The 3,144-nt window shown below is 62.0% G+C and carries 3 protein-coding genes; 1 reads left to right on the top strand and 2 read right to left on the bottom strand.

Annotated features, from left to right (window positions below; all coding sequences use genetic code 11):
* A partial coding sequence (locus tag EN914_RS29740) for a helix-turn-helix domain-containing protein (protein ID WP_164779006.1) occupies positions 1–295 on the bottom strand: 295 nt, incomplete at its 3' end.
* A 135-nt stretch (positions 296–430) separates the two neighbouring features.
* Between EN914_RS29740 and EN914_RS29735 the strand changes: the two genes are divergently transcribed.
* Complete coding sequence (locus EN914_RS29735; RefSeq protein WP_024501388.1) at positions 431–1,324, top strand: SDR family oxidoreductase; 894 nt, start codon at positions 431–433, stop codon at positions 1,322–1,324.
* Positions 1,325–1,509: 185 nt separating this feature from the next.
* Here the strand turns inward: EN914_RS29735 and EN914_RS29730 are convergent.
* A partial coding sequence (locus tag EN914_RS29730) for a potassium transporter Kup (protein WP_164779005.1) occupies positions 1,510–3,144 on the bottom strand: 1,635 nt, incomplete at its 5' end.

The following is a 3,144-nucleotide window of genomic DNA, read 5'->3' as shown; positions in this document are numbered from 1 at the left end:
AGCTGTATTCGACGCTTGGTGGTTTGGTCGGGAACACCTCACGATGCACATAGCCATCGCGCTGAAGATCGTACAGCGTCTGCGTCAGCATGCGTTGCGAAATGTCGGGCACAAGGCGCCGCAACTCGCCGAAGCGATAGGGTTTTTCAGCCAGCGCCATCATCAACAGCGATCTCCATTTGCCGCTCACCCCTTGAATGACCTCGCGAACCGGACAATTGGCAATATTGCCGCCGCCCGAGATGGCCTTGTAGACCTCCAACTTCGATTTCAGATTGATGACCTTGCCGTCCATGGCTGGTTCCCTGCGTGTGCCTACCTCCCGAAAAACTGCCTTCTTTACGGCACCAGGTCAATTCCTATTTTAGTGCTGGTCTCTTTTTGAGACTGCCACTCGAACCGCCTTAGCGGCGCAATGTCAGGACCTTCCATGACCGAAACCCTTCTCGTCACCGGCGCTTCCGGCCAGCTCGGCCGCGGCGTCATCCAATATCTCCTCGACAAGCACAAAGTTCCACCGGCAAACATCATCGCCGCCACACGCAATCCGGAAAGCGTGGCCGATCTGGCGTTGCGCGGCGTCGTTGTCAGGGCCGCCGACTTCAACGACGCGGCGTCGCTGGAAACCGCATTCAAAGGCGCCGACAAGGTGCTGATCATTTCGACCGGCGATCTCGATCTCAAAAGCGGCAGGCGCCTGAAGCAGCACGAAAATGCCGTCGCCGCGGCCAAAAATGCCGGCATTTCGCATCTGCTCTACACCTCGATGCCCAATCCGGAGCCGGTATCGCCGGTCCTGTTTGCAGATGACCACTACAGCACCGAGCAGGCGATCAAGGCGAGCGGCATCCCCTACACGATCTTCCGCAACGGCTGGTACCAGGAGAACCTGTTCATGGCCCTGCCGCACGCGATCGCCTCGGGAAAATGGTACACGTCGGCCGGCGACGGGCGCATTGCCCACGGTGCGCGCGACGACATGGCAGCGGCGATCGCCGCCAGCCTCGCTGGCGCTTCAAACGAAAGCAAGACCTACACCTTGACCGGTCCGCACGCCTACACCACGGCAGAGATTGCCGCCCTGGTAAGCGAGGTCACCGGCAAGTCGCTCGATGTCGTGCAGGTTCCGGATGAAGCGCTCACCGAAGGGGTAAAGGCATCAGGCGTTCCCGAGGATTTTGCTGAAGTCATCGTGTCCTTCGACGTCAACACGCGCTCCGGCCGCATCGCCATGGTGACGGACTCGGTCGAGACGCTTTCCGGCCGCAAGCCAAGAACGCTGAAGCAGTTCCTCGAGGCGAACAAGGCCGCGCTGGCCGGTTGAAGCGGAGTGACATGGACTGTGCCGCAAGACACAGCTCATTCGCCAGGACATGTCGAGATTCAGGTCAGGCTGGACCGAGAATGTGGGTTCCGAGAACCGGAACGGAGCGGACACTTGGTCCGTGAGTACCGGAAGCGCAGGAACCTGCCGTTCGCAGGCCGGCCTCACCTGAATATCGGCATGTCCTAGATGGCCACCTGAGTGCCGATCTCCACCACGCGCCCGGTCGGGATCTGGAAATACTCCGTCGCGTCGGCCGCAGTGCGCGCCAGGCCGATGAACAGCCGGTCCTGCCACACCGGCATGCCGGAATTGGGCGAGGCCTTGAGCGAACGCCGCGACAGGAAGAACGAAGTCGTCATGATGTCGAACTTCCAGCCCTGCTTGCGGCAGATCGCCAGCGCGCGCGGGATGTTGGGCTGTTCCATGTAGCCGAAGGTCAGCGTTACCCGCATGAACAGCTCGTTGACCGTCTCCATCTTGACCCGGTCGCTGTCGGGCACCACCGGCTGCGGCGCGGTCACCACCGAAAGGATGACGTTCTGCTCATGCAGCACCTTGTAGTGCTTCAGGCTGTGCATCAGCGCGGTTGGCGCGCTGAGCGGATCGCTGGTCAGGAACACGGCGGTGCCGGAGACCAGCTGCGGCTTCTTCTTCAACAAATTGCCGGCAAGGAAATCGAGCGGGATCTCGTTGCGCCGGGTCTTGTCGAACAGATAGCGGCTGCCGCGCACCCAGGTCCACATGGCCAGCACGACGGTGAAGGCCACGGCCAGCGAGGCCCAGCCGCCCTCGAACACCTTGACGATGTTGGAGGCAAAGAAGCCGATATCGATGAAGCCGAACAGCGCCGTCAGCGAGACCGCCAGCCACAGCTTCCATTTCCAGATCCGCGTCATGACCACAAACAACAGCACCGTGGTCACCAGCATGTTGCCGGTCACCGAGATGCCGTAGGCCGATGCCAGCCTGCTGGACTCGCCGAAGCCCACCACCAGCATCATCACCACCAGCGCCAGCAGCAGGTTGACGCGCGGCATGTAGATCTGGCCGGACTGTTTCTCCGACGTATGCAGAATTTCCAGGCGCGGCAGCATGTTGAGCTGCACCGCCTGCCTGGTCAACGAGAAGGCGCCCGAGATCACCGCCTGGCTGGCGATGACCGTGGCGGCGGTCGCCAGCACGACCATCGGGATCAGCGTCCAGCCTTCATTCATTTCGAAGAACGGATGGCCGACGACGCCGTTCTTGGCCAGCACGAAAGCGCCCTGCCCGGCATAATTGAGCAGCAGGCACGGAAACACGACCCACAGCCAGGCGAGCACGATCGGCTTGCGGCCGAAATGGCCAAGATCGGCATAGAGCGCTTCGGCGCCGGTGACGGCGAGGAAGATGGCGCCGATGGTGACGAAGGCGACGTCGGGCGAATTGATCAGGAAGGCGACGATGTAGTGCGGGCTGATCGCCCACAGGATTTCCGGATCGGCGACTATGTGATTGAGACCGGAAAGGCCGATCGCCAGGAACCATACCGCGGTCACGGGACCGAAGACCAATCCCACGCCGCCCGTGCCGAAACGTTGCACCGCGAACACCATGGCGAGAATGACCAGTGTCAGCGGCACGACATAAGGCTGGAAGGTCGGCGTGACGACGTTCATGCCTTCGACCGCCGACAGCACCGAAATCGCCGGCGTGATGACGGCGTCGCCGAAGAAAAGCGATGCTCCGACGATGCCGATGCCGAGCATCAGCGCCGAGCGCTTGGGGAAACTGCCGCGCGCCAGGGCCATCAGCGACAGCACGCCGCCCTCGCCGCG

The sequence above is a fragment of the Mesorhizobium sp. M7A.F.Ca.CA.001.08.2.1 genome (assembly GCF_003998455.1).
GTDB lineage: Bacteria > Pseudomonadota > Alphaproteobacteria > Rhizobiales > Rhizobiaceae > Mesorhizobium > Mesorhizobium ciceri.
The sequence above is the reverse complement of the archived record's forward strand: the minus strand, read 5'-3'. Positions and strand labels throughout refer to the sequence as shown.